The organism is Burkholderia sp. A2 (genome assembly GCF_001729305.1).
Lineage (GTDB): Bacteria > Pseudomonadota > Gammaproteobacteria > Burkholderiales > Burkholderiaceae > Burkholderia > Burkholderia sola.
Genome location: NZ_LZXX01000024.1, coordinates 230,391 through 254,463 on the forward strand (window position 1 = coordinate 230,391; position 24,073 = coordinate 254,463).

At 66.0% G+C, this 24,073-nt stretch carries 24 protein-coding genes; 13 read left to right on the plus strand and 11 right to left on the minus strand.

All coding sequences use genetic code 11. The annotated features are described in order from the left end of the window. Positions 1-32: 32 nt before the first annotated feature. Both A9Z05_RS02830 and mpl read right to left on the minus strand, forming a co-directional pair. Positions 33-602: a YqiA/YcfP family alpha/beta fold hydrolase gene (locus A9Z05_RS02830; protein WP_069616795.1), complete on the minus strand. Its 570-nt coding sequence runs from the start codon at positions 600-602 to the stop codon at positions 33-35. Then, positions 599-1,984, minus strand: coding sequence for a UDP-N-acetylmuramate:L-alanyl-gamma-D-glutamyl-meso-diaminopimelate ligase (gene mpl, locus A9Z05_RS02835; RefSeq protein ID WP_069616796.1), 1,386 nt, complete (start codon positions 1,982-1,984; stop codon positions 599-601). Before mpl ends, A9Z05_RS02830 begins: the two co-directional genes overlap by 4 nt. Positions 1,985-2,230: 246 nt before the next feature. Between mpl and A9Z05_RS02840 the strand changes: the two genes are divergently transcribed. From A9Z05_RS02840 to A9Z05_RS02885, 10 genes are all read left to right on the plus strand, one after another. Next, the gene (locus tag A9Z05_RS02840; RefSeq protein WP_069616844.1) at positions 2,231-2,875 is read left to right on the plus strand and encodes a UDP-N-acetylmuramate--alanine ligase; all 645 of its coding nucleotides are present in this window, start codon (positions 2,231-2,233) and stop codon (positions 2,873-2,875) included. Between the two features lie 7 nt (positions 2,876-2,882). Further along, positions 2,883-3,434, plus strand: coding sequence for a TlpA disulfide reductase family protein (locus A9Z05_RS02845; RefSeq protein ID WP_069616797.1), 552 nt, complete (start codon positions 2,883-2,885; stop codon positions 3,432-3,434). A 194-nt stretch (positions 3,435-3,628) separates the two neighbouring features. Further along, positions 3,629-4,081, plus strand: coding sequence for a type II 3-dehydroquinate dehydratase (aroQ, locus tag A9Z05_RS02850; RefSeq protein ID WP_040143361.1), 453 nt, complete (start codon positions 3,629-3,631; stop codon positions 4,079-4,081). 66 nt (positions 4,082-4,147) lie between these two features. Beyond that, positions 4,148-4,621, plus strand: coding sequence for an acetyl-CoA carboxylase biotin carboxyl carrier protein (gene accB / locus A9Z05_RS02855; protein WP_069616798.1), 474 nt, complete (start codon positions 4,148-4,150; stop codon positions 4,619-4,621). 85 nt (positions 4,622-4,706) lie between these two features. Beyond that, the gene (gene accC / locus A9Z05_RS02860) at positions 4,707-6,074 is read left to right on the plus strand and encodes an acetyl-CoA carboxylase biotin carboxylase subunit (RefSeq protein WP_050013869.1); all 1,368 of its coding nucleotides are present in this window, start codon (positions 4,707-4,709) and stop codon (positions 6,072-6,074) included. 2 nt (positions 6,075-6,076) lie between these two features. Further along, on the plus strand, positions 6,077-6,979 hold the full coding sequence (gene prmA / locus A9Z05_RS02865) for a 50S ribosomal protein L11 methyltransferase (RefSeq protein ID WP_034186386.1): 903 nt from the start codon (positions 6,077-6,079) through the stop codon (positions 6,977-6,979). Between the two features lie 45 nt (positions 6,980-7,024). Beyond that, positions 7,025-8,413, plus strand: coding sequence for a zinc-ribbon and DUF3426 domain-containing protein (locus A9Z05_RS02870; RefSeq protein WP_069616799.1), 1,389 nt, complete (start codon positions 7,025-7,027; stop codon positions 8,411-8,413). A 72-nt stretch (positions 8,414-8,485) separates the two neighbouring features. Then, a complete protein-coding gene (gene tpx, locus A9Z05_RS02875) occupies positions 8,486-8,989 on the plus strand; it encodes a thiol peroxidase (RefSeq protein ID WP_006476975.1) in 504 nt (167 codons plus the stop codon). Between the two features lie 86 nt (positions 8,990-9,075). Then, complete coding sequence (locus tag A9Z05_RS02880) at positions 9,076-10,014, plus strand: carbohydrate kinase family protein (RefSeq protein ID WP_069616800.1); 939 nt, start codon at positions 9,076-9,078, stop codon at positions 10,012-10,014. Between the two features lie 19 nt (positions 10,015-10,033). Then, complete coding sequence (locus tag A9Z05_RS02885; RefSeq protein ID WP_006476977.1) at positions 10,034-10,507, plus strand: glycine zipper 2TM domain-containing protein; 474 nt, start codon at positions 10,034-10,036, stop codon at positions 10,505-10,507. A 241-nt stretch (positions 10,508-10,748) separates the two neighbouring features. Here A9Z05_RS02885 and A9Z05_RS33940 read toward each other — a convergent pair whose 3' ends face one another. The 7 genes from A9Z05_RS33940 to A9Z05_RS02920 all read right to left on the minus strand — a co-directional run bounded on the left by A9Z05_RS33940 (position 10,749) and on the right by A9Z05_RS02920 (position 18,638). Then, positions 10,749-11,396 (minus strand): histone H1-like DNA-binding protein, encoded by a 648-nt coding sequence (locus A9Z05_RS33940; RefSeq protein WP_084044092.1) that lies wholly within the window; start codon positions 11,394-11,396, stop codon positions 10,749-10,751. Positions 11,397-11,424: 28 nt separating this feature from the next. Beyond that, the gene (locus A9Z05_RS33945; RefSeq protein ID WP_084044093.1) at positions 11,425-11,751 is read right to left on the minus strand and encodes a hypothetical protein; all 327 of its coding nucleotides are present in this window, start codon (positions 11,749-11,751) and stop codon (positions 11,425-11,427) included. An 82-nt stretch (positions 11,752-11,833) separates the two neighbouring features. Next, positions 11,834-13,045, minus strand: a complete 1,212-nt coding sequence (locus A9Z05_RS02895) for a ribonucleotide-diphosphate reductase subunit beta (protein WP_006476978.1) — start codon at positions 13,043-13,045, stop codon at positions 11,834-11,836. A 365-nt stretch (positions 13,046-13,410) separates the two neighbouring features. Next, positions 13,411-16,401 carry a ribonucleoside-diphosphate reductase subunit alpha gene (locus A9Z05_RS02905; protein ID WP_069616803.1) on the minus strand — a complete coding sequence of 997 codons (2,991 nt, stop codon included), beginning with the start codon at positions 16,399-16,401 and terminating at the stop codon, positions 13,411-13,413. A gap of 452 nt (positions 16,402-16,853) precedes the next feature. Next, positions 16,854-17,444, minus strand: coding sequence for a 1,6-anhydro-N-acetylmuramyl-L-alanine amidase AmpD (gene ampD / locus A9Z05_RS02910; RefSeq protein ID WP_069616804.1), 591 nt, complete (start codon positions 17,442-17,444; stop codon positions 16,854-16,856). Next, complete coding sequence (locus tag A9Z05_RS02915) at positions 17,441-17,731, minus strand: PP0621 family protein (RefSeq protein ID WP_069616805.1); 291 nt, start codon at positions 17,729-17,731, stop codon at positions 17,441-17,443. The genes ampD and A9Z05_RS02915 overlap by 4 nt, the downstream gene beginning before the upstream one ends. 13 nt (positions 17,732-17,744) lie before the next feature. Continuing rightward, positions 17,745-18,638, minus strand: a complete 894-nt coding sequence (locus A9Z05_RS02920; RefSeq protein WP_069616806.1) for an inner membrane protein YpjD — start codon at positions 18,636-18,638, stop codon at positions 17,745-17,747. Between the two features lie 89 nt (positions 18,639-18,727). Here A9Z05_RS02920 and ffh point away from each other — a divergent pair, with 89 nt between their 5' ends. Further along, positions 18,728-20,095, plus strand: a complete 1,368-nt coding sequence (gene ffh, locus A9Z05_RS02925; RefSeq protein ID WP_050013880.1) for a signal recognition particle protein — start codon at positions 18,728-18,730, stop codon at positions 20,093-20,095. Between the two features lie 94 nt (positions 20,096-20,189). Further along, positions 20,190-20,741 carry a hypoxanthine-guanine phosphoribosyltransferase gene (locus A9Z05_RS02930; RefSeq protein WP_069616807.1) on the plus strand — a complete coding sequence of 184 codons (552 nt, stop codon included), beginning with the start codon at positions 20,190-20,192 and terminating at the stop codon, positions 20,739-20,741. Between the two features lie 96 nt (positions 20,742-20,837). Here the strand turns inward: A9Z05_RS02930 and A9Z05_RS02935 are convergent, their stop codons facing one another. Together A9Z05_RS02935 and A9Z05_RS02940 are read right to left on the minus strand one after the other, a co-directional pair. Continuing rightward, positions 20,838-21,446, minus strand: coding sequence for a MarC family protein (locus A9Z05_RS02935; protein ID WP_069616808.1), 609 nt, complete (start codon positions 21,444-21,446; stop codon positions 20,838-20,840). A 21-nt stretch (positions 21,447-21,467) separates the two neighbouring features. Continuing rightward, positions 21,468-23,204: a proline--tRNA ligase gene (locus A9Z05_RS02940; RefSeq protein WP_069616809.1), complete on the minus strand. Its 1,737-nt coding sequence runs from the start codon at positions 23,202-23,204 to the stop codon at positions 21,468-21,470. A 218-nt stretch (positions 23,205-23,422) separates the two neighbouring features. On the opposite strand from A9Z05_RS02940, the gene A9Z05_RS02945 reads away from it, so the two are divergent. Continuing rightward, positions 23,423-24,067, plus strand: a complete 645-nt coding sequence (locus tag A9Z05_RS02945) for an RNA pyrophosphohydrolase (protein WP_069616810.1) — start codon at positions 23,423-23,425, stop codon at positions 24,065-24,067. Positions 24,068-24,073: the final 6 nt, after the last annotated feature.

Genomic DNA, 24,073 nt, shown 5'->3' on the forward strand with positions numbered 1-24,073 from the left:
GATGATGGGAATTCGATCGGCACGTGGCCGGTTTATGACGTCTTTCCGTCGCAAAACGCGAGAACGTCGTCGACATAGTCGGCAAATTCGCTGATTCCATGATCGCTGCCGTCGATCACGCGGGTTTTCGCGCCCGGGTAATGGGCGAGCATCTCGCGGTAATCGAGCACTTCGTCGCCGGTTGCCGCGAACAGATAGTAGCGGTCGGCGCGCGTGATCGCCGGCACGCGCAGCGCGTCGAGTTCGTGCAGATGACGGCGCTCGACGACGATCGTGCCGCCGCCGTGCCACAACGGCTGCTCGCCCAGATGCTGCTCGAGATCGCGCTGCGGCACGATCGCCGGATTCAGCAGCACGGCTTTCCAGCCATGCTTTTCGGCGAGCCACGTCGCGTAATACCCGCCGAGCGAGCTGCCGATCACGGTCACGTCGCGTGCGCCCGCGACCTCGGCTTCCGCCACCGCGATCGCGTCGAGCGGCGACACCGACAGCAACGGGCACCGCCACTCGCCGGTGCGGCCGAGTTCGGCCATCCGTGCGGCGAGCAGCCGCGATTTCTGCGATTCCGGCGACGACCGGAAGCCGTGCAGATACAGGATCACGGGCGGCTCCCGAGCGCGTCGAGCAGCTTCTGGTGCACACCGCCGAAGCCGCCGTTGCTCATCACGAGCACATGGTCGCCCGGACGCGCGGCCTCGACCACCGCCTTCACCAGCAGATGCAGATCGTCGAATGCGCGCGCGCGGTCGCCGAGCGGCGCGAGCGCCTCGGCGAGATTCCAGCCGAGCGCATCGCGCCCGGTCGGCGCGCCGTAGCCGAACACGAGATCGGCATCGGCGAGGCTCGCCGGCAATTGCGACTTCATCACGCCGAGCTTCATCGTGTTCGAGCGCGGCTCGAGCACGGCGAGGATGCGGGCATTCTGGCGGCCGATGCGTGCACGAAGACCGGCGATCGTGGTGTCGATCGCGGTCGGATGGTGCGCGAAATCGTCGTACACGGTCACGCCGTCCACGCTGCCGCGCACTTCCATGCGGCGCTTCACGTTGCGGAACGACGCGAGGGAAACCGCGGCCTGCGCCGGCGGCACGCCGACGTGGCGCGCGGCGGCGATCGCCGCGAGCGCGTTCATCCGGTTGTGGTCGCCCTGCACCTGCCACGCGACTTCGCCGACGCGCTCGGCGTGCGAATACACCGCGAAGCGTTCGTCGACCGGCACGCCGTCCTCGGCCGGCAGCGCCTGCCAGCCGCCGTCGACGCCGAAACGCTCGACCTCGCTCCAGCAACCGCGCGCGAGCACGCGCTCGAGCGCATCCGAGCGGCCGTTCGTGACGATCCGCCCGACGCCGGGCACGGTGCGCACCAGATGATGGAATTGCGTTTCGATCGCGGCGAGATCAGGGAAGATGTCGGCGTGATCGAATTCGAGGTTGTTCAGCACCGCGGTGCGCGGCCGGTAGTGCACGAACTTCGAGCGCTTGTCGAAGAATGCCGTGTCGTACTCGTCCGCTTCGATCACGAAGAAGCTCGAATCGGTGAGCCGCGCGGACACGCCGAAGTTCAGCGGCACGCCGCCGATCAGGAAGCCCGGGTTCAGCCCGGCGTCTTCCAGCAGCCAAGCGAGCATCGACGACGTGGTCGTCTTGCCGTGCGTGCCCGCGACCGCGAGCACCCATTTGCCGGCGAGCACGTGCTCGCCGAGCCACTGCGGACCCGACACGTAAGGCAGGCCGCGATCGAGGATCGCCTCCATCAGCGGATTGCCGCGCGTGACGACGTTGCCGATCACGAACAGGTCCGGTTTCAGATCGATCTGCTCGGCGCCGTAGCCTTCGATCAGCGTGATGCCCTGCGCCTGGAGCTGCGTGCTCATCGGCGGGTAGACGCCCGCGTCGCAACCCGTCACCGTGTGGCCCGCCTCGCGTGCGAGTACGGCGAGACCGCCCATGAAGGTGCCGCAGATGCCAAGAATGTGGATGTGCATAGATGAATGCTTTCGCGCCGCCGGGCGCCGTCGATTCGGAAAGGATGCGTGCGCGGCGCGCCGGCGAGGCCGTGGAGCCGGCGCCCGCCCAACGACCTGGCCGCGACACAAAGAGCACTATTGTAACTGACGGCCTGCGACGCCCGGCGGCCCGAACGATGCGCGCGAACGGTGCCGGCGCCCTTGGACCGGGGGCCGCCGCACCCGTGCTCGGGCGCCGTGGCGATCGAGTATGATTGCCGGATCATGTCTCGCAAACCTCTTGTCGACCCGCGGCGCGTCCGCGAGGAAATCGCCCAGTCCGCCGCCCGCCTGATCGCGGAGGACGGCCAGGACTACGCCGGCGCGAAACGCAAGGCCGCGCGCCAGTTACTGGGCGATTCGCGCGTTGCCGGCGAATGGCTGCCCGATAACGACCAGATCGAGGAAGAACTGCGCGAGTACCTCGCGCTGTTCCAGAGCGACACGCAGCCGGACGAACTGCGCCGCCTGCGCGAGATCGCGCTCGACTGGATGGGCCGGCTCGCCGAGTTCCATCCTTATGTGACGGGCGCGGTGCTGAACGGCACCGCGAACGCGCATTCGGATATCCATTTGCAGGCATTCACCGATAACCCGAAGGACGTCGCGATCTACCTGCTGAACCAGAACGTCCAGTACGACGTGTCCGAGACGCGGCATTTCGCGGGCCGCGGCGACGTCGAGACGCTCAGTTTCCTGTGGCGCCCGCGGCGCGACGTGGATGCGATCGGCATCCATCTCGCGCTGTATGCGAGCGACGACCTGCGCGGCGCGGTAAAGGCCGACGCGCGCGGCCGCGTCGCCCGCGCGGACGCCGCGGCGCTGCGGGCGCTCGTCGGCGCAGGCCAGGCTCCTTCCGAACCGGAATGATTGAACGATGATGATGAAACGCATGTTGGCGCTCGCGGTGGTCGCGGCCGCCGCCATTGCCGGCGGGATCGCCGCCGGCCACTGGTTCCGCGGCACGGCCGACGACGGCGTCGCCGTCGCCGCGCCGGCCGCCCACGGCAACCCGGTCGACCAGCTGTGGGCGTCGTCGCTCACCGGCGTCGACGGCAAGCCGGCCACGCTGGCGGCCTTCAAGGGCCAGAAAGTCGTCGTCAATTTCTGGGCGTCCTGGTGCGGCCCGTGCGTCGAGGAGATGCCCGAGCTCGTTGCGCTGTCGCACCAGTACAAGCAAAAAGGCATCCGTTTCGTCGGAATCGGCGTCGATTCCGGGCAGAACGTGAAGAACTTCCTGCAGAAGGTGAAGGTCGACTATCCGGTCTTCGTCAGCGGCTATGCGGGCGCCGACCTGGCCCGTAATTTCGGAAATACGGCCGGCGCGCTGCCGTTTACCGTCGTCATCGACGAAACCGGCAAGATTCGCGAGACAAAATTGGGACAAATCCAACCGGCCGAGCTGAAAAAGACGCTCGACGCACTGTAATCCGTCCGAACGGCAGCCCGCGCGTTGGCGGCGATTTGCAGGTCAATCGCCGCAATTTCGCGGAAATTCGCGAATACTTTGCGGCCGCACCGGTAATTCTTGCGGGTCCGGCGCGCCTGGCCGTTCGGCAAAACTAGACAAATTTCTCTAAATAGCGCTAAAGTTCGCGCAATTCCGCAGAAATAGAAGCGACCATGACACGATTGCTGGTGCTGCACGGCCCCAACCTGAACCTTCTCGGCACCCGGGAACCGGAGGTGTACGGCCGCGTCACGCTCGCGCAGATCGATCAGGCGCTTGCCGCGCGCGCCCAGGAGGCCGGCGCCGAACTGTCGTCGTTCCAGAGCAACCATGAAGGCGCGCTGGTCGACCGCATCCAGGCCGCGCGGGAGGAACAGACCGATTTCATCCTGATCAATCCGGCCGCGTATACGCATACGAGCGTTGCGATCCGGGACGCGATCGCCGGCGTCGGCATCCCGTTCGTCGAGGTTCATCTGTCGAACGTGCATCGCCGCGAAGCGTTCAGGCACCACTCCTACTTTTCCGACCAGGCCGAAGGCGTGATCTGCGGGCTCGGCTGGAAAGGTTATCTGTACGCGCTCGAGTACGCGCTGGACAAGCTGCAAGGCGCGTCGCGCGGCTGATTTCGCGATCTAGATTCAGCGCCGGCCCCTAACCGGCGCTTTCACGTATTGAAAGGGGAATTCCCGATGGATCTTCGTAAGCTGAAAACTCTGATCGACCTCGTTTCCGAATCCGGCATCTCCGAGCTGGAAGTGACGGAAGGCGAAGGCAAGGTGCGCATCGTCAAGAACGCACCGCCGGTCTACGTGCAGCCGACGGCTGGGTATGCCCCGCAAGTCAGCGCGCCGGCTCCGTCGGCCGCGCTGCCGACCGACGGCGCTGCCGCGCCGGCAGCCGGCGCAGCCGCCGCACCGGCCGTCCCGCAGGGCCACGTCGTGACGTCGCCGATGGTCGGCACGTTCTATCGCGCGCCGTCGCCGGGCGCCGACCCGTTCGTGCAGGCCGGCGACACGGTCAAGGAAGGCCAGACGATCTGCATCATCGAAGCGATGAAGCTGCTCAACGAGATCGAGTCGGACAAGGCCGGCGTGATCAAGGAAATCCTCGTCGAGAACGGCCAGGCCGTCGAATACGGCCAGCCGCTTTTCGTGATCGGCTAAGCCCGCCGCGCGGCCCTGCCGGCCGCGCGCCGCCGATGCTCGCCAGGCGCCGTTCGCGCGCCCCTCGAAGAGACGAATACTCGCTATGTTTGAAAAAATCCTCATTGCCAACCGCGGTGAAATCGCGCTGCGCATCCAGCGCGCGTGCCGCGAACTCGGCGTCAAGACGGTGGTCGTCTACTCGGAAGCCGACAAGGAAGCCAAGTACGTGCGCCTCGCGGACGAAGCCGTCTGTATCGGCCCGGCCCCGTCGAACCTGAGCTACCTGAACATGCCGGCGCTGATCAGCGCCGCGGAAGTCACCGATGCCGAGGCGATCCACCCCGGCTACGGCTTCCTGTCCGAGAACGCCGATTTCGCGGAGCGCGTCGAGCAGTCGGGCTTCACGTTCATCGGCCCGCGCCCGGAAACGATCCGCATGATGGGCGACAAGGTCACCGCGAAGCAGACGATGATCAAGACCGGCGTGCCGTGCGTGCCGGGCTCGGAAGGCGCGTTGCCGGACGATCCGAAGGAAATCGTCAAGATTGCGCGCGCGATCGGCTATCCGGTCATCATCAAGGCGGCGGGCGGCGGCGGCGGGCGCGGGATGCGCGTCGTGCACACCGAAGCCGCGCTCGTCAACGCGGTCAACATGACCCGCGAGGAAGCCGGCCGTGCGTTCGGCAACCCGCAGGTGTACATGGAGAAGTTCCTCGAGAACCCGCGCCACATCGAGATCCAGGTGCTGTCGGACGCGCACAAGAACGCGATCTGGCTCGGCGAGCGCGACTGCTCGATGCAGCGCCGCCACCAGAAGGTGATCGAGGAAGCGCCGGCGCCCGGCATTCCGCGCCGCCTGATCGACCGCATCGGCGACCGCTGCGCGGACGCGTGCAAGAAGATGGGCTACCTCGGCGCGGGCACGTTCGAATTCCTGTACGAAAACGGCGAGTTCTACTTCATCGAGATGAACACGCGCGTGCAGGTCGAGCACCCGGTATCGGAACTGATCACCGGCGTCGACATCGTGCAGGAACAGATCCGCATCGCGGCCGGCGAGAAGCTCACGCTGCGCCAGCGCGACATCCAGTTCCGCGGACATGCGATCGAATGCCGGATCAACGCCGAAGATCCGTTCAAGTTCACGCCGTCGCCGGGCCGGATCACGTCGTGGCATACGCCGGGCGGCCCCGGCGTGCGCGTCGATTCGCACGCCTACAATGGCTATTTCGTGCCGCCGAACTATGATTCGATGATCGGCAAGCTGATCACCTACGGCGCGACGCGCGAGCAGGCGATCCGCCGGATGCGCATCGCGCTGTCGGAAATGGTCGTCGAAGGCATCCAGACCAACATTCCGCTGCACCGCGAGCTGATGATCGACGCGAAGTTCGTCGAAGGCGGCACCAGCATCCATTACCTCGAAAACCGGCTCGCACAGAAGCAGCAGGTCGCACCGGAAGAAGCGTAAGCATGAGTTATCGCGAACTCGTCGTCGAACTGGCCCGCGAGCATGCGGAGGCCCTGTCCGACGCACTGCTCGATCTCGGCGCGCTGTCGGTGTCCGTCGAGGACGCCGACGCCGACACGCCCGACGAACAGCCGCTCTTCGGCGAGCCGGGCCTCGTGCCCGATCGCACCGCGTGGCAGCACTCGCGCGTGGTCGCGCTGCTGTCGGCCGACCACGAGCCGGCCGTGCTGCTCGCGGCGGCCGCGAACGAGATCGGCATCGCGGAAACGCCGAAGTTCGTCGTGCGCGAAGTCGAGGAGCAGGACTGGGTGCGGCTCACGCAGTCGCAGTTCGAGCCGATCCCGATCGGCGAGCGGATCTGGGTCGTGCCGTCGTGGCACGATGCGCCCGATCCCGATGCGCTCGTCCTCGAGCTCGACCCCGGCCTCGCGTTCGGCACCGGCAGCCATCCCACGACCCGCCTGTGCATGGAGTGGCTCGAGCAGTCGGTAAAGCCCGGCCAGTCGGTGCTCGACTACGGCTGCGGCTCGGGCATTCTCGCGATCCTCGCGAAGAAATGCGGGGCGAACCCCGTGATCGGCATCGACATCGATCCGCAGGCGGTCGAATCGGCGCGCCAGAACAGCGAGCGCAATCGGGCGGAAGTCACGTACGGTCTGCCCGACGCGTGCCCGGACGGCGAATTCGACATCGTCGTCGCGAACATCCTGTCGAATCCGCTGAAGCTGATGGCGTCGATGCTCGCGTCGAAGGTCAAGCCCGGCGGGCGCATCGCGCTGTCGGGCGTGCTCGCGCGCCAGGCGGACGAAGTCGCGGCCGTTTATGCGCGCTACGTCGACATCTCGGTCTGGCGCGAACATGAAGGCTGGGTATGCCTTGCCGGAACCCGCCGCGAAAGCCATTAGAATAGCGCTGTCCTTCACTCTGGCCAGCAGGCCGCCCGGCTCGACATGCTTCTTGCGACGCGCTGCCCTCATTGCGAAACCGTCTTCCGGCTGCAGCAGGAACAGCTCTCGCTGCATCAGGGGCTCGTGCGCTGCGGGCATTGCCACGAAGTCTTCAACGCCGCCGAATCGCTCGTTCCCGAGTACGCGCCGCAGCCCGAACCGGCATTGACGGAGCCGGCTGCCGCGCCGCACGGCGGCGACGCAAGCCAGCAGGCCGCGCCGGCTCGGCTGTTCCTCCCTGACGCGCCGCCCGAATTGCCGACCGGCGCCGATTACAAGCCGGAAGGCTGGGACATGTGGGCGCCGTGGCTCGACGCCGGCGTCGATCCGTCGTTGCAGCACAGCGTCGAGACCGTGCGCACCGAGCCGTTGATACCGGTCGCGCTCCCGTCCACGGAAGCGGGCGTCGTCCACCTGTCGGGTACGCCCGAGTCATTCGCGACCGCTCCGGCCGAGCTCGACGCATCGACTGCCGTCGAGCAACCGGCAGAACCGCATTCGCCGCAAACGCGGTACGAACCGCACGAACCCGACGAGGCCACGCCCTCGCGCTCGCCCGCCGAGCACGATCCGCACGAGCCCCGTTTCGTCGCCCATCTTCCGTCGGAAACGGAAGCCGCCGCCGAACCGGTCGAACCCGTCGTCCCCACGCACTTCGCGACGCCGGACGACGAACGCGCGCCGCGCGAACCGCGTTTCGCGTTCACGCCCGCACCGGCCGTCACCGAAGCCGAAACAGCATCGGAACCCGACACCTTCGCCCGGCACGAGCAAGCCCCGACCGCAGCGGCAGCCGATGAACCGGCCGTCCAACCGGCCGTCCAACCGGCCGTCCCCTTCCCCGCCGCATTGACCGACGACGATCGCCCGCACTTCGCCGTCACGCGCGAAACGCGCGCGCCGCAGCGACGCGGGATGCTCGGCGGCTTTTTCGGCGGCCTGGTCGCGGCCGCGCTGGTCGGGCTGCTCGTCGCGCAGCTGGCGTGGTGGCAACGCGAAACGCTGATGATCTACTGGCCCGTCACGCAGGGCTGGTTCCGGCAGGCGTGCGCGCCGCTCGGCTGCACGGTCACGCCGCCGCGCGCGATCGACGGGCTGCGGCTCGACGCGACCGACCTGCGCCAGCTCGACGGCCCGCGCGAGCTCGAACTGAAGGTGCCGCTGACGAACCGCTACCGCGTCGCGCTCGCGTACCCGTCGCTCGAACTCACGCTGCTCGACGACACCAATCACGTCACCGTGCGCCGCGTGCTGGCGCCGCGCGACTACGTGCGCCCGGGCACGCCGATCGACGCCGGGCTGCCGCCCGGCACGACGCAGACGATGGTCGTCCGCCTCGAAACGAACGGCACGCCCGCCTCGAATTTCCGCGTCCAGATCTTCTATCCGTGACGCGCCGCGGCGCGCTCGCGCGCCCGTCTCAACCCGCGCGCCCCGAGCGGCGCGCTATTTCGGAGCACGAACATGAGCAAAGTTACGCTGGGTGGCAACCCGATCGATCTCGCCGGCACGTTCCCGGCCGTCGGCGCGCAAGCCGCCGATTTCAAGCTGGTCGGCAAGGATCTCGCCGATCTGTCGCTCGCCAGCTTCGCCGGCAAGCGCAAGGTGCTGAACATCGTGCCGAGCCTCGACACGCCGACCTGCGCGACGTCGACCCGCAAGTTCAACGAAGCCGCGTCGTCGCTCGACAACACGGTCGTGATCGTCGTGTCCGCCGACCTGCCGTTCGCCGCCACGCGCTTCTGCACGACCGAAGGCCTCGCGAACGTCGTGACGGCATCGACGTTCCGCACCGGCCGTGCGTTCGCGAACGCATACGGCGTCGACGTGACGAGCGGCCCGCTGAACGGCCTGACCGCACGCGCGGTGGTCGTGCTCGACGCGCAGGACAAGGTGATCCACGCGGAACTCGTCGGCGAAATCAAGGACGAGCCGAACTACGATGCAGCGCTCGCCGCACTGAAGTAAGCTTTCTTCCGCTTATCCCCTGCCGCGCCGCGCCCTTCGCGCGGCGTTGTCGCGCAGGGCCCCTCATTTCTACAGGAACGCACACCTTGGCTACGCTGATTTGCGGCTCGATCGCCTACGACTCCATCATGACCTTCGAAGGGCGGTTCCGCGAGCACATCCTGCCCGACCAGGTGCACCTCATCAACCTGAGCTTCCTCGTGCCGACGATGCGACGCGAATTCGGCGGCTGCGCGGGCAATATCGGGTATGCGCTGCACCTGCTCGGCGGCGATGCGCGGATCATGGGCACGATGGGCGCGCTGGATGCGCAGCCGTATCTCGACCGGCTCGACCAGCTCGGCCTGCGCCGCGACCACGTTCGCGTGCTGCCCGATACGTACACCGCGCAAGCGATGATCACGACCGATCTCGACAACAACCAGATCGCGGCGTTCCACCCGGGCGCGATGATGCAATCGCACCTGAACCATGCGGGTGACGCGCCGGACATCAAGCTCGCGATCGTCGGCCCGGACGGCTTCGACGGGATGGTGCAGCACGTGGAAGAGCTCGCCAAGGCCGGTGTGCCGTTCGTGTTCGATCCGGGCCAGGGTCTGCCGCTGTTCGACGGTGCGACGCTGCGCCGCAGCATTGAACTTGCGACCTATGTAGCGGTCAACGACTACGAGGCCAAGCTGGTGAGCGACAAGACGGGATGGTCCGAAGATGAAATCGCCAGCCGGGTCGACGCGCTCGTCATCACGCGTGGCGAGCACGGCGCGACCATCCGCCACAAGCAGGGGGTGGAGCAGATTCCGGTCGTGCCGGCCGAGCGCATCGCCGATCCGACCGGCTGCGGCGACGCCTTCCGGGGCGGCCTGCTCTACGGCATCGAGCATGGCCTCGACTGGGCAACCACCGGCCGCCTCGCGAGCCTGATGGGCTCGCTCAAGATCGCCCATCAAGGGCCCCAGACTTACGTACTGACGCGCGCCGAAATCGACGCACGCTTCGAGACTGCGTTCGGTTACAGTCTCAAATGAATATTGTGGGAGAGCAGAGATGTTGACGAAAAAAACCCTCACGCTCGCGGCCATGCTGACGGCCACGCTGACCCTCGCCGGCTGCTTCACGGCACCCGGTTCGGCGGATGTCTATAGCGTCGGCCAGGCGCAGCGCGAACAGACGGTCCGCATGGGCACGGTCGAAAGCGTCCGTGCGGTGCGCATCCAGTCCGACGGCGGCGGCAGCGCGATCGGCACGCTCGGCGGCGGCGCACTCGGCGCGGTCGCGGGCAGCGCGATCGGCGGCGGCAAGGGCTCGATCCTGACGGCGATCGCCGGCGGCCTCGTCGGCGCGGTCGCGGGTAACGCGGTCGGCGAAAACCTCAGCACGGCGAACGGTGTCGAAATCACCGTGCGCCTCGACAACGGCGATCTGCGCTCGATCACGCAGGCGGCAAGCGGCGAAGCGTTCCGCGCCGGCGAGCGCGTACGCCTGCTGTCGAGCGGCGGCGTCACGCGCGTCACGCACTAACCGGTATCCTCAGCACGCGGCGCAAGCCGCGGTCGAACGCATGTGCGAAGCCGCACATGCGTTTTTTTTCGTCCGCCCGTTTCCTTCCGCGCTCGCATCGGCCAACCCATCGGCGACCTGCCAGCGGCTCATGCGGACGAAAAAAATCCCGCCACCTGAGCCAGGTGACGGGACTGATTGAGTAGCGCTACTCAACCCACGGACACCACGTGAGTGTCCGGGTGATGCTGCTCAGCCGCGATTACGGACGGCTGCCGGTCGGGAACGGCCATGCCGCTGCCGGGTTGAGCGCGGTCTTCACGCCCGATGCCGGCGCGACCGATGCGGTCGACGCGGTCGTTGCCGGCGCAGCCTTCTTCACGACGGCCTTCTTCGGCGCAGCAGCCTTCTTCGCCGGTGCGGCAGCCGTCTTCGCAGGGGCAGCCTTCTTGGCGGGCGCAGCCTTCTTCGCGGCAGCCTTCTTCGCCGGCGCGGCCTTCTTCGCGGCAGCCTTCTTCGCCGGCGCAGCCTTCTTAGCAGCAGCCTTCTTCGCCGGTGCGGCCTTCTTCGCAGCAACCTTCTTCACTGCGACTTTCTTGGCTGCAACCTTCTTCGCGGCGGCCTTCTTGGCCGGCGCCGCCTTCTTTGCAGCAACCTTCTTCACCGCGACTTTCTTCGCTGCAACCTTCTTGGCTGCAACCTTCTTCGTTGCGACCTTCTTCGTTGCGACCTTCTTTGCAGCGGCCTTCTTCGCCGGTGCTGCCTTCTTCGCGGCAACCTTCTTCACCGCGACCTTCTTCGCAGCAACCTTCTTCACCGCGGCCTTCTTCGCCGGAGCAGCAGCCTTCTTCGCAACGGTCTTCTTGGCAGCAACCTTCTTAGCAGCCGGTTTCTTCTTGGCAGTAGCCATGTTGTTCTCCTTCAGGTTCAGATGAGAGTCAGTTCAAACTACACCCTTCGTCAAAACCCGCTTCCCGCGGACGCTGTTCAGGACGTGCGCTTCGAAGCGGGCTATTCATCGGCGTACGCAGATACCGCGCGCTTACGCTAATGAATACGGTATGGCGCGCGTGACCGCCCGGCCTCGCGCGCCAAATCAAGTCGGTAGCCGGCGCGCCCCGCGCCGCTACCCCTAATCGCTTGATCAAGCGGACCGCCACACGGCCGTCCGCTTTTTCCGGAGGGAAGTTTGCCCATCCCACTGAAGGGTTCGCAAAGTGCCTGTCGTATCGTTGGGCCGTTAAGGCACCGGGCATGCTTTGCATCAGGCGTTCTTGCTCCTAAACCTTGGGCCGGGGCCGAGAGGCCACCGGCTGCTCCATCATGTAACGGGTTCGCTGCTGCGGGTTATTCCCAGGACAGCGCGCCCCCCGTCTGATACTCGATCACACGCGTCTCGAAGAAGTTGCGTTCCTTCTTCAGGTCGATCATCTCGCTCATCCACGGGAACGGGTTTTCCTCGTTCGGGAACAGCGGGTCGAGGCCGATCTGCTGGCAACGGCGGTTGCTGATGAAGCGCAGATAGCTCTTGAACATCGACGCGTTCAAACCCAGCACGCCGCGCGGCATCGTGTCCTCGGCGTAGCGGTATTCGAGTTCGACAGCCTGCTTGAACAGCTCGCGGATCTCGGCGCGGAATTCCGCGGTCCAGAGATGCGGGTTCTCGAGCTTGATCTGGTTGATCAGGTCGATGCCGAAGTTGCAGTGCATCGACTCGTCGCGCAGGATGTACTGATATTGCTCCGCAGCACCCGTCATCTTGTTCTGGCGGCCGAGTGCGAGGATCTGCGTAAACCCGACATAGAAGAACAGGCCTTCCATGATGCAGGCGAACACGATCAGCGACTTCAGCAGCTTCTGATCCGCTTCGAGCGTGCCGGTCTTGAAGGCCGGGTCCGTCAGCGTATGAATGAACGGGATCAGGAATTCGTCCTTCGCGCGGATCGACGTGACCTCGTGGTACGCGTTGAAGATCTCGCCTTCGTCGAGACCGAGCGATTCGACGATGTATTGGTACGCGTGCGTGTGGATCGCTTCTTCGAACGCCTGGCGCAGCAGGAACTGCCGACACTCCGGCGCCGTGATGTGGCGGTACGTGCCGAGCACGATGTTGTTCGCCGCGAGCGAATCGGCCGTCACGAAAAAGCCGAGGTTGCGCTTCACGATGCGGCGCTCGTCCTCGGTCAGACCATTCGGGTCCTTCCACAGTGCGATGTCGCGGGACATGTTGATTTCCTGCGGCATCCAGTGGTTCGCGCAACCGGCCAGATACTTTTCCCACGCCCACTTGTACTTGAACGGCACCAGCTGATTGACGTCAGTCTGGCCGTTGATGATGCGCTTGTCGGCGACATTGACCCGCGCTTCCGTACCGCCGGCGGGAACAGCCGATGCTTGCGGCGGCACCGCAAGATCGCCTTCGAAAATGTCGCGGACCTGATGGGCGGCAGGCGTTGCAGCCTGCATTCCGACAGCCATCCCGGCGGAGGTGCGCATCGCGTTTTGCTGCGCTCCGCTCGCGGGGGTTACGGCAGTCTTCTCGTCATCCCAGTTGAGCATAAATTCTCACCATCAATTTAGAACGGTTTGTACCATCTTTTCCTGAGCGATAAAAGGGTTCGCTCACGAAAAATCCTTTTTTCGATTCGCGTTGCGACCTCGATACAACACTTTGAGCAACGCATCGTCGTTCATGCAGCGCGCGATGTGAGTCGCGCTTGTATCGCGAGGTGCGCTCGACGCATCGAACGTCGATCGAAACGCGACGCCGTCGGAGATGTTTCGATCGCTTGTCATTGCCTGCAACGCAGGTGTCGCGTTACAGATTCCTTATCATTTTTTTAGTTGAGCGCGGCGCACACTTCAACCTCGATCGGTCGTCGTGTGCGCCGCTCGGGCCTGCTTCTCAGGTCAGGCGCACTGCGTTACTGGCACGCTTCGCATTCGTCGAAGCCGGGGTCTCCCGGACGCATCGTGCACACCGGACCGTCCGCTTCGACCGGCGCGAGTGCCGGCGCCGCGCTGACCGCGCCCGACGACGCACCGCCGCCCGTCGCACCGAAGCCGCCCGCCGCGCCTTGCGCGCCGCCGCTGCCCGAGCCGCCCGTCGGCACTGCGTTCAGCGCGCCGTGTGCGACCGTCGACTTCTCGACGTGCGTCGCCGCCATCGTGCGGAGGTAGTAGGTCGTCTTCAGGCCGCGCAGCCATGCGAGCTTGTAGACCTCGTCGAGCTTCTTGCCCGACGCGCCGCCCATGTAGATGTTCAGCGACTGCGCCTGGTCGATCCACTTCTGGCGACGCGATGCCGCTTCGACCAGCCACGTCGGGTCGACCTCGAACGCGGTCGCGTAGATTGCGCGCAGGTCGGCCGGGATGCGGTCGATGCGCGACAGCATGCCGTCGAAGTACTTCAGGTCGGCGACCATCACTTCGTCCCACAGGCCGCGTTCCTTCAGGTCGCGGACGAGATACTCGTTCACCACCGTGAATTCGCCCGACAGGTTCGACTTCACGTACAGGTTCTGGAAGGTCGGCTCGATACAGGCCGACACGCCGATGATGTTCGAGATCGTCGCCGTCGGCGCGATCGCGACGCAGTTCGAGTTGCGCATGCCGTGCGCGGCGATCCGCGAACGCAGCGTCGTCCAGTCGAGCGATTCCGACGTGTCGACCTCGACGTAGCCGCCGCGCGCTTCCGTCAGCAGCTTCAGCGTGTCCTGCGGGAGGATGCCGCGATCCCACAGCGAGCCGCGGTAGCTCGAGTAGCGGCCGCGCTCTTCGGCCAGCTCGGTCGACGCGTAGTACGCGTAGTAGCAGACGGCTTCCATCGAACGGTCGGCGAACTCGACCGCCTCTTGCGACGCGTACGGCGTGCGCAGCAGGTGCAGGCAGTCCTGGAAGCCCATGATGCCCATGCCGACCGGACGGTGCTTCAGGTTCGAGTTACGCGCCTTCGGCACCGCGTAGTAGTTGATGTCGATCACGTTGTCGAGCATGCGCATCGCGACGCTGATCGTGCGCTTCAGCTTGTCGTGGTCGAGCGCGTAGCTGCCGTCGGCCTGCTTCACCAGGTGCGCGACGAGGTTCACCGAGCCCAGGTTGCACACCGCGATTTCGGTGTCGCTCGTGTTCAGCGTGATTTCCGTGCACAGGTTCGACGAGTGGACGACGCCGACGTGCTGCTGCGGCGAGCGCACGTTGCACGGATCCTTGAACGTGATCCACGGGTGGCCCGTCTCGAACAGCATGCCGAGCATCTTGCGCCACAGCTGCTGCGCCGGGATCTTCTTGAACAGCTTGATCTCGCCGCGCGCGACCTTGTCTTCGTAAGCCGTGTAAGCCTTCTCGAAATCGGCGCCGAACTTGTCGTGCAGGTCCGGGCAGGTCGACGGCGAGAACAGCGTCCAGTCGGCGCCTTCCATCACGCGCTTCATGAACAGGTCGGGAATCCAGTTCGCCGTGTTCATGTCGTGCGTACGGCGACGATCGTCACCCGTGTTCTTGCGCAGCTCCAGGAACTCCTCGATGTCGAGGTGCCACGATTCGAGGTACGCGCAGACCGCGCCCTTGCGCTTGCCGCCCTGGTTCACCGCGACGGCCGTGTCGTTCACGACCTTCAGGAACGGGACCACGCCTTGCGACTTGCCGTTCGTGCCCTTGATATGCGAGCCGAGTGCGCGCACGCGCGTCCAGTCGTTGCCGAGGCCGCCGGCGAACTTCGACAGCAGCGCGTTTTCCTTCAGCGCTTCATAGATGCCGTCGAGATCGTCCGCGACCGTCGTCAGGTAGCACGACGACAGCTGCGAACGATGCGTGCCCGAGTTGAACAGCGTCGGCGTCGAGCTCATGAAGTCGAAGCTCGACAGCACGTTGTAGAACTCGATCGCGCGCGTTTCGCGGTCGATCTCGTTCAGCGACAGGCCCATCGCGACGCGCATGAAGAATGCCTGCGGCATTTCGATGCGGGTGCCTTCGACGTGCAGGAAGTAGCGGTCGTACAACGTCTGCAGGCCGAGGTAGCCGAACTGCAGGTCGCGGTTCGCGTCGAGCGCTTCGCCGAGGCGCTTCAGGTCGAACTGCAGCAGCTTGTCGTCGAGCAGGCCGGCGTCGACGCCGCGCTTCAGGAACTGCGGGAAGTATTCGGCATAGCGGGTCGACATCTCGGCCTGCACGACTTCCTCGCCGAGAATCTCGCGACGGATCGTATGCAGAAGGATGCGGGCCGTGACCTGGCTGTACGCCGGATCCTTTTCGATCATCGTGCGCGCCGCGAGGATCGCCGAGTCGTAGACCTGGCTCATCGGCACGCCGTCGTACAGGTTCTTCACCGTCTCCGCGACGATCGGATCAGGGTTAACCGCAGCGCCGAGGCCGTCGCACGCCGACACGATCAACGCGCGCAGCGCGTTCAGGTCGAGCGGGCGCGTGACGCCGTTGTCGACGACGTTGATGCCGGTCGTCGACTCGCCGCCCGCTGCCGCCGCTTCCTCGCCCGCGTGCTGACGCTCGAGGTGACGCTTCTCGCGATACAGCACGTACGCACGCGCGACGTTGTGCTCGCCGCCGCGCATCAGCGCGAGTTCGACCTGGTCCTGGATGTCTTCGATATGGAACGTACCGCCGTTCGGGCGGCTGCGCACGAGCGCGCGAACGACGTTGTGCGTCAGTTGTTCGACCTGCTCGCGCACGCGCGCCGATGCCGCGCCCTGCCCGCCATTGACGGCCAGGAAAGCCTTGGTCACCGCGATCGCGATCTTCGATGGTTCGAACGACACCACGCTGCCGTTGCGGCGGATCACCTTGTAGTCGGCGAACGTGGCCTGCGGCGCGAGCGCCTTCGCGCCCTGTTCGGTCCCGCCGAGCGGACGGCTCGAGGCGCTCTCGTACTGGGACGTCGCGTTGTCGGTGGTTTGCATGTGCAAAGCTCCTGGTGTTGGATGGTGCGGAGAGAACCGCGGATTAAAACGAACGCTGCGCAACGCGGTGCGCGAGCGGTAAGAGGCGAGCGATGCGCCGGGGAAGCCGGTTCGGTCGATGCGCGACAACCCAGCCGGTCGTGTGCTTCGTCATGTCTACCCTGCCCCGTCGATGTTCGCTGCGCTGATCGCGACGCCCGGACCGCCCGGCCTGACGCGCCGCCGTGAGAACCCTGTTCGCCGGCGTTGCCCGCCGGCCGGTGCCGCTCGGGTTTTCCCCTGCAACACACACTATATCTAGTACAGAACCGCTCAACTGGCACCAAGTATAGTGGACATTCGGAGGACGTCCAAACGGATAATTTGCGATGGAGGTCTTGACATCGCTCGCGCGCAGACACGGCAAGGCATTGATCGGAGAAAAAACTTTCTCCGATCAAAAAACCCCGCGATCAGTGCTGACGGAAAGGAAAGTATTCGGCGGAAAAACCGGCATCGCTCGCGAAGCGTTGCCAATCGAAGTGCGGGCCCGGGTCGGTCTTGCGGCCCGGCGCGACGTCCGAGTGCCCCGCGAACGCGTCGACCGGATAGCGTGTGGCGAGCGCGCGGGAGAGCGCGGCGAGCACCGCGTATTGCGCATCGTCGAACGGCACGTCGTCCGCGCCCTCGAGCTCGATGCCGATCGAGAAGTCGTTGCAGCGCGTACGGCCGAAGAACTCGGACGAGCCCGCGTGCCACGCGCGCTCGTCGCACGACACGAACTGCACGAGTTCGCCGTCGCGGCGGATCAGGAAATGGGCGGACACCCTCACGCCGCGCAGGTGGCTCTGGTAATAGGGGTGCGCATCGCAGTCGAGGCGATTCAGGAACAGCGCCTCGATCGCGTCGCCGCCGAATTCGCCGGGCGGCAGGCTGATGTTGTGGACGACCACGAGCGTCGGCGCCGCACCCGCGGGCCGCGCCTCGAAGTTCGGCGACGGCGCATGGCGCGCTTCGCGCACCCAGCCGTTCGCGTCGACCGACAACACCGGTGCGTCGCTCATCGCGCGTCGCGGCCGTTCACGCGCGCGGCGTGTCGCTGCGCATGCTCCGCGCTGCAGAAGTATTCGCCGCTCGCGGCGACGGCGTCGCCCTTCGGCGCATGCACGCCGCATTCGGCGCAGCGCACCATCGGCTCGGGCAGCGACCGCGCGTCGCCGTTCGGGCGCGCGGCGCCGCCACCGGCGCCGCGGCCGGCGCGCGCCTGCGCCTGTTCCTGCGCGTGGCGCAGTTTGCGCGCGAGCCAGGAACCGGCGAAGAAGAGAAGGATCAGGAGAAGAATCTGTCGCATCGGGAACCTGCGGTCAAACCACGGAGCGGTGCAGCAGCACCTCGAACACGAACCGGCTGCCGACATACGCGAGCAGCAGCGCGGCGAACGACACGAGTACCCAGCGCGCGGCGCCGCGGCCGCGCCAGCCCGACGTCTTGCGGGCGACCAGCAGCCCGCCGAACATCAGCCACGACAGGATCGCGAACACCGTCTTGTGGTCGAGCCGCAACGCGCGCGCGTCGACCTGCTCGCTGAACAGGATGCCCGACGCGAGCGTCAGCGTGAGCAGCACGAAGCCGGCGCCGATCAGGCGGAACAGCAGCTTCTCGAGCGTGAGCAGCGGCGGCAGCGTTTCGAGCCAGCTCGCGATCCAGCCGGTCGAGCCGTCGCGCCCGCCGTGCCGCAGCGACTGCAGGCGCCGCTCGACCATCAGCATCAGGATCGCGTGCAGCGCGGCGATCGCGAACAGCCCGTAGGCGATGTTCGCGATCAGGAAATGCAGCTTGAACAGCGGCGCTGCGGCATAAGGCAGCACCCGTACGCCGCCGAACACGAGCGGCAGCAGCGACGCGCCGCAGGCGAGCGGCAGCACCAGCAGGCGCAGGCTGTCGAGCGGGAAGAAAAAGCTCTCGATCCAGTAGATGCCGGCGCCGAGCCAGAACATCGCGGACAGCGCGAACGCGAAGCCGAACACCATCGCGTCGTTCGGAAAGATCGTCATGTGGAGCAGCACGCCGTGCGCGAGCAGCGCGGCGAACAGCAGCGCGCGGCCGGCCCCGCTCATCCCGGACGCGGCCGACGCGGGGACCGGCACGGCCGGCACGCTCGCGACGAGTGGCGTCGCGCCCTGGCGGTGCGCGCGCCAGCCTGCGACGGCGAGGCCGCCGTACAGGAATGCGGTGAGGGCATACAGTACAATATCCATGTTCGAAGTTTACACTAGGCCCCCTTCCCGCGACGGCTCCCTTTGTTCGGTTCCGCCGCGCCTTCGGGCCCCACTGTCCATCGCTCCCCATGCTCGACAATCTCACTCAACGGATGGCGCGCGTCGTCAAGACGCTGCGCGGCGAGGCCCGGCTCACCGAGGCGAACACGCAGGAGATGCTCCGCGAGGTGCGTCTCGCGCTGCTGGAAGCCGACGTGTCGCTGCCGGTCGTCCGCGAATTCATCGCCAAGGTCAAGGAAAAGGCGCTCGGCGAAGAAGTGATCAGCAGCCTGTCGCCGGGCCAGGCGCTCGTCGGCGTGGTCCAGAAGGAACTGACCGCCGTGATCGGCGGCGACTACGAGGGCAAGGCCGCCGAGCTGAACCTCGCGGTCACGCCGCCCGCCGTGATCCTGATGGCCGGCCTGCAGGGCGCGGGCAAGACCACGACCGTGGGCAAGCTCGCGAAACTGCTGCGCGAGAAGTACAAGAAGAAGGTGCTGACCGTGTCGTGCGACGTGTATCGCCCGGCCGCGATCATGCAGCTGAAAACGGTGACCGAGCAGGTCGGTGCCGACTTCTTCCCGTCCACGCCGGACCAGAAGCCCGTCGACATCGCGCTCGCGGCCGTCGACTGGGCGAAGCGCCACTACCATGACGTGCTGCTCGTCGACACGGCCGGCCGCCTCGGCATCGATGAAGCGATGATGCAGGAAATCGCCGCGTTGCACGGCGCGCTGAAGCCGGCCGAAACGCTGTTCGTCGTCGACGCGATGCTCGGCCAGGATGCCGTCAATACCGCAAAGGCGTTCAACGACACGCTGCCGCTCACCGGCGTCGTGCTGACCAAGCTCGACGGCGATTCGCGCGGCGGCGCCGCACTGTCGGTGCGTCACGTCACGGGCAAGCCGATCAAGTTCGTCGGCGTCGCCGAGAAGCTCGACGGCCTCGAGGTGTTCCACCCCGACCGGATGGCGAACCGGATCCTCGGCATGGGCGACATCCTCGCGCTCGTCGAGGAAGCGCAGCGCGGCGTCGACGTGCAGGCCGCGCAGAAGCTCGCCGACAAGGTCAAGAAAGGCGGCGATTTCGACCTGAACGATTTCCGCGCGCAGATCTCGCAGATGAAGAACATGGGCGGCCTGTCGTCGCTGATGGATAAGCTCCCCGCGCAGTTCCAGCAGGCGGCGGCCGGCGCCGACATGGGCCAGGCCGAGAAGTCGATCCGCCGGATGGAGGGGATCATCAGCTCGATGACGCCCGCCGAGCGCGCGAAACCCGAAATCATCAAGGCGACGCGCAAGCGCCGCATTGCGGCCGGCGCGGGCGTGCCCGTGCAGGAAGTCAACCGGATGCTGAACCAGTACGACCAGATGCGTACGATGATGAAGAAGCTGAAGGGCGGCAACATGCAGAAGATGATGCGCGGCCTGAAAGGCATGATGCCCGGCATGCGCTGATTCCGTCCGTCGGCCGGCGCGCGGGTTTTTGCCGTAGCGCGCGCCTGCCGTTCTGCTTCATCCTTATTTGTATACCGACTGCCCGCCAGAACACATGAACCGCGAAGAAGCCCTCCACATTTTCGACCACTCCGAAGAGATCGTCTCGGCCGACGCCGTCAACGCGTCGATCTCGAAGATGGCCGACGCGATCCGCGCCGAGATCGGCGACGCGTTCCCGCTCGTTCTCTCGGTGATGGGCGGCGCCGCGGTGTTTACCGGGATGCTGCTGCCGCATCTCGATTTCCCGCTCGAATTCGACTACATCCACCTGACCCGCTACCGCAACACGACGCAGGGCAGCCCGGAGATGCACTGGCGCGTCGCGCCGCGCGAATCGGTGAAGGACCGCATCGTGCTCGTGCTCGACGACATCCTCGACGAAGGCGAGACGATGGCCGCGATCCGCGACCGCATCCTCGACATGGGCGCGAAGCGCTTCATGTCGGCCGTGCTGTGCGAGAAGACGCTCGCGAAGCCGAAACCGCTGCACCCCGACTTCTGCGGCTTCTCGGTGCCGGACCGCTACGTGTTCGGCTGCGGGATGGACGCGAAGGGCTACTGGCGCAACCTGCCGACGATCCGCGCGCTGACCGCGAACGTCTGATCGCGGCGCTGTCCGCGCGATACCCGCTATATAAATAGAAAGCGGCGCGCCGGTTTCCCGGAGCGCCGCTTTTTTTCGTCGACCGCGTCGCCCGCGCTACGGCTGCAACTGGTGCACGAACGCGCGAATGCCCGCCAGCAACATCTCGACCGAGATCGCGACGAGCACGAGGCCCATCAGCCGCTCGAACGCCGCGACGGTCCGCTCGCCGAGCCACGCCTGAATCCTTTCGGCCAGCACCAGCGTGATCGCGCAGACGATCATCGTCACCGTCAGCGCGCCGATCCACTCGAGCATCTTGCCCGGCGCCTGCGACGTCATCAGCATCACCGTCGCGAGCGCGGACGGCCCGGCCAGCGCCGGAATCGCGAGCGGCACGATGAACGGCTCGCCGCCCGCGCGCGGATCGCTGCCGAGCGCGCCGTCCGGATGCGGGAAGATCATCCGCAGCGCGATCAGGAACAGCACGATCCCGCCGCCGAGCCGCAGCGACAGGTCGGTGAGGCTCATCATCCGCAGGAAGCGGTCGCCGACCAGCATGAAGAACAGCAGGATCACGAACGCGATCCCCACTTCGCGCAGGATCAGCTTCACGCGCCGCTCGCGCGGCACATCCCGCATCGCCGTAATGAACAGCGGGATGTTGCCGAGCGGATCCGTGATCAGCACGAGGAGCACGGTGGCCGACAGGAACGTGTATTCCATCGTGTCCCCCGGTCGCCGCGCTTAGTGCGCGAGCGCGGCGCGAACCTTCTCGGCGACCGTCGCCGCGGCCGTGTCGGCCGGCAGCAGCGTCGCTTCGGCATCGCGACGGCCCTGGTACTCGATCTTGCCTTCCTTCAGGCCGCGCTCGCCGATCACGAGACGATGCGGCACGCCGATCAGTTCCCAGTCGGCGAACATCACGCCCGGGCGCTCGCCGCGATCGTCGAGGATCACGTCGATGCCGGCCGCGACGAGTTCCGCGTACAGCTTGTCGGCCGTCTCGCGCACCATGTCGCTGCGGTCATAGCCCATCGGGCACAGCACGACCTCGAACGGCGCGATCGACTCGGGCCAGATGATGCCGCGGTCGTCGAAGTTCTGTTCGATCGCCGCGCCGAGAATGCGCGTGATGCCGACGCCGTAGCAGCCCATCAGCATCGGCTGCGGCTTGCCCGACTCGTCGAGGAACGTCGCGCCCATCGCTTCCGAGTACTTGGTGCCGAGCTGGAACACGTGGCCGACCTCGATGCCGCGGCAGATGTCGATCGCGCCCTTGCCGTCCGGCGACGGATCGCCCTTCTTCACGTTGCGCACGTCGGCGACTTCCGGCTCCGGCAGGTCGCGGCCCCAGTTCACGCCCGCGATGTGATAGTCGACCTCGTTCGCACCGACGACGAAATCGCTCATGTTCGCGACCGTGCGGTCGGCGATCACCTTCACCGGCTTCTTCGTGCCGACCGGGCCGAGATAGCCCGGCGGCGTGCCGAACCACTCGACGATTTCCTGCTCGGTCGCGAAGCGGTGGTTCTTCAGGCCCGGCAGCTTCGACACCTTGATCTCGTTCAGGTCGTGATCGCCGCGCAGCATCACGAGCCAGATGGTCGGCTCGGCGCCTTCGTTGTCGGTCGCGAGCACGATCGACTTGATCGTGCGCTCGAGCGGGATCGACAGCAGTTCGGCGACGGCCTCGCACTTCGCCTTGCCGGGCGTCGCGACCTTTTCCATCGCTTCGGCCGGCGCCGCGCGCTCAGGCGTCAGCGGCAGCGCTTCGGCCGCCTCGACGTTCGCCGCGAACTCGGACGTCGGGCAGTACGCGATCGCGTCCTCGCCGGTGTCGGCGATCACGTGGAACTCGTGCGAGAAGTTGCCGCCGATCGAGCCGCTGTCGGCCGCGACCGCGCGGAACTCGAGGCCCAGACGCGTGAAGATGCGCACGTACGCGTCGTACATCTTGCGGTACGACTCGTTCAGGCCGGCCGCATCCTTGTCGAACGAATACGCGTCCTTCATGATGAATTCGCGGCCGCGCATCACGCCGAAGCGCGGGCGGATCTCGTCGCGGAACTTCGTCTGGATCTGGTAGAAGTTCACCGGCATCTGCCGGTAGCTCTTGATCTGGTTGCGCGCGATGTCGGTGACGACTTCCTCGTGCGTCGGCCCGATCACGAAATCGTTGTCCTTGCGGTCCTTGAAGCGCAGCAGCTCGGGGCCGTACTGCTCCCAGCGGCCCGACTCCTGCCACAGCTCGGCCGGCTGCACGGCCGGCATCAGCAGCTCGATGGCGCCCGCCCGGTTCATTTCCTCGCGCACGATCGCCTCGACCTTGCGAATCGAACGCAGGCCGACCGGCAGGTAGTTGTAGATGCCGCCGGCGACGCGACGGATCATGCCGGCGCGGACCATCAGCTTGTGGCTGACGATCTCTGCGTCGGCGGGTGCCTCTTTCAGGGTGCCGATAAAGAAACGGGAAGCTTTCATGCGGACGGTTCCAAAAACGGCGCCCCCAAGCGGGGCGCCCGAAAAAGTTTCAAGGTGAAAAAGCGGCGCGCCGGGAACAGCGATGGCGCAGATGACGTAGCAGACTAATCAGGGACAATTCAGCCGGTGTACCCCGCGCGGATTCGCTCCGTCACGGTGCGCAGCGCCCGTTATCTGTTTATAATCAAAGCAATTTTAAAGGATTCGAAGGTGGTTGTATGCTGGATCGTGAAGGCTTTCGCCCGAACGTCGGCATCATCCTCTTGAACGCGCGCAACGAGGTGTTTTGGGGCAAGCGGCTCCGCGAGCATTCCTGGCAGTTTCCTCAAGGTGGGATCAAGTACGGCGAGACCCCCATGCAGGCGATGTACCGGGAACTGCACGAGGAAACGGGCCTGCATCCGGAACACGTCAAGATAATCGGCCGCACCCGCGACTGGTTGCGTTACGAGGTGCCTGACAAGTTCATCAAACGCGAAGTACGCGGTCATTACCGCGGCCAGAAGCAGATCTGGTTCCTGCTGCGGATGGTTGGACGCGATTGCGACATTTGCTTGCGCGCGACCGACCACCCGGAGTTCGATGCGTGGCGCTGGAACGAGTATTGGGTACCGCTCGATGCGGTGATCGAGTTCAAGCGGGATGTCTATCAGTTGGCGCTGACGGAACTGTCGCGCTTCCTGCGCCGCCCGGCGCAGCGAGCCGAGAAGCCGCGCGGGCCGCGTGTGTCGCGCTATCCGCGCGTCATTGGCGCGCAGGCCCAGACGCTGACGATTGTCGACACATCGGTAGTCTGTTCGGAGATCGAAGTGGAAGCGGGCACGCTGGACGAGATGCCGCCCCACGTGATCGTCGGCAAATGACGAGTC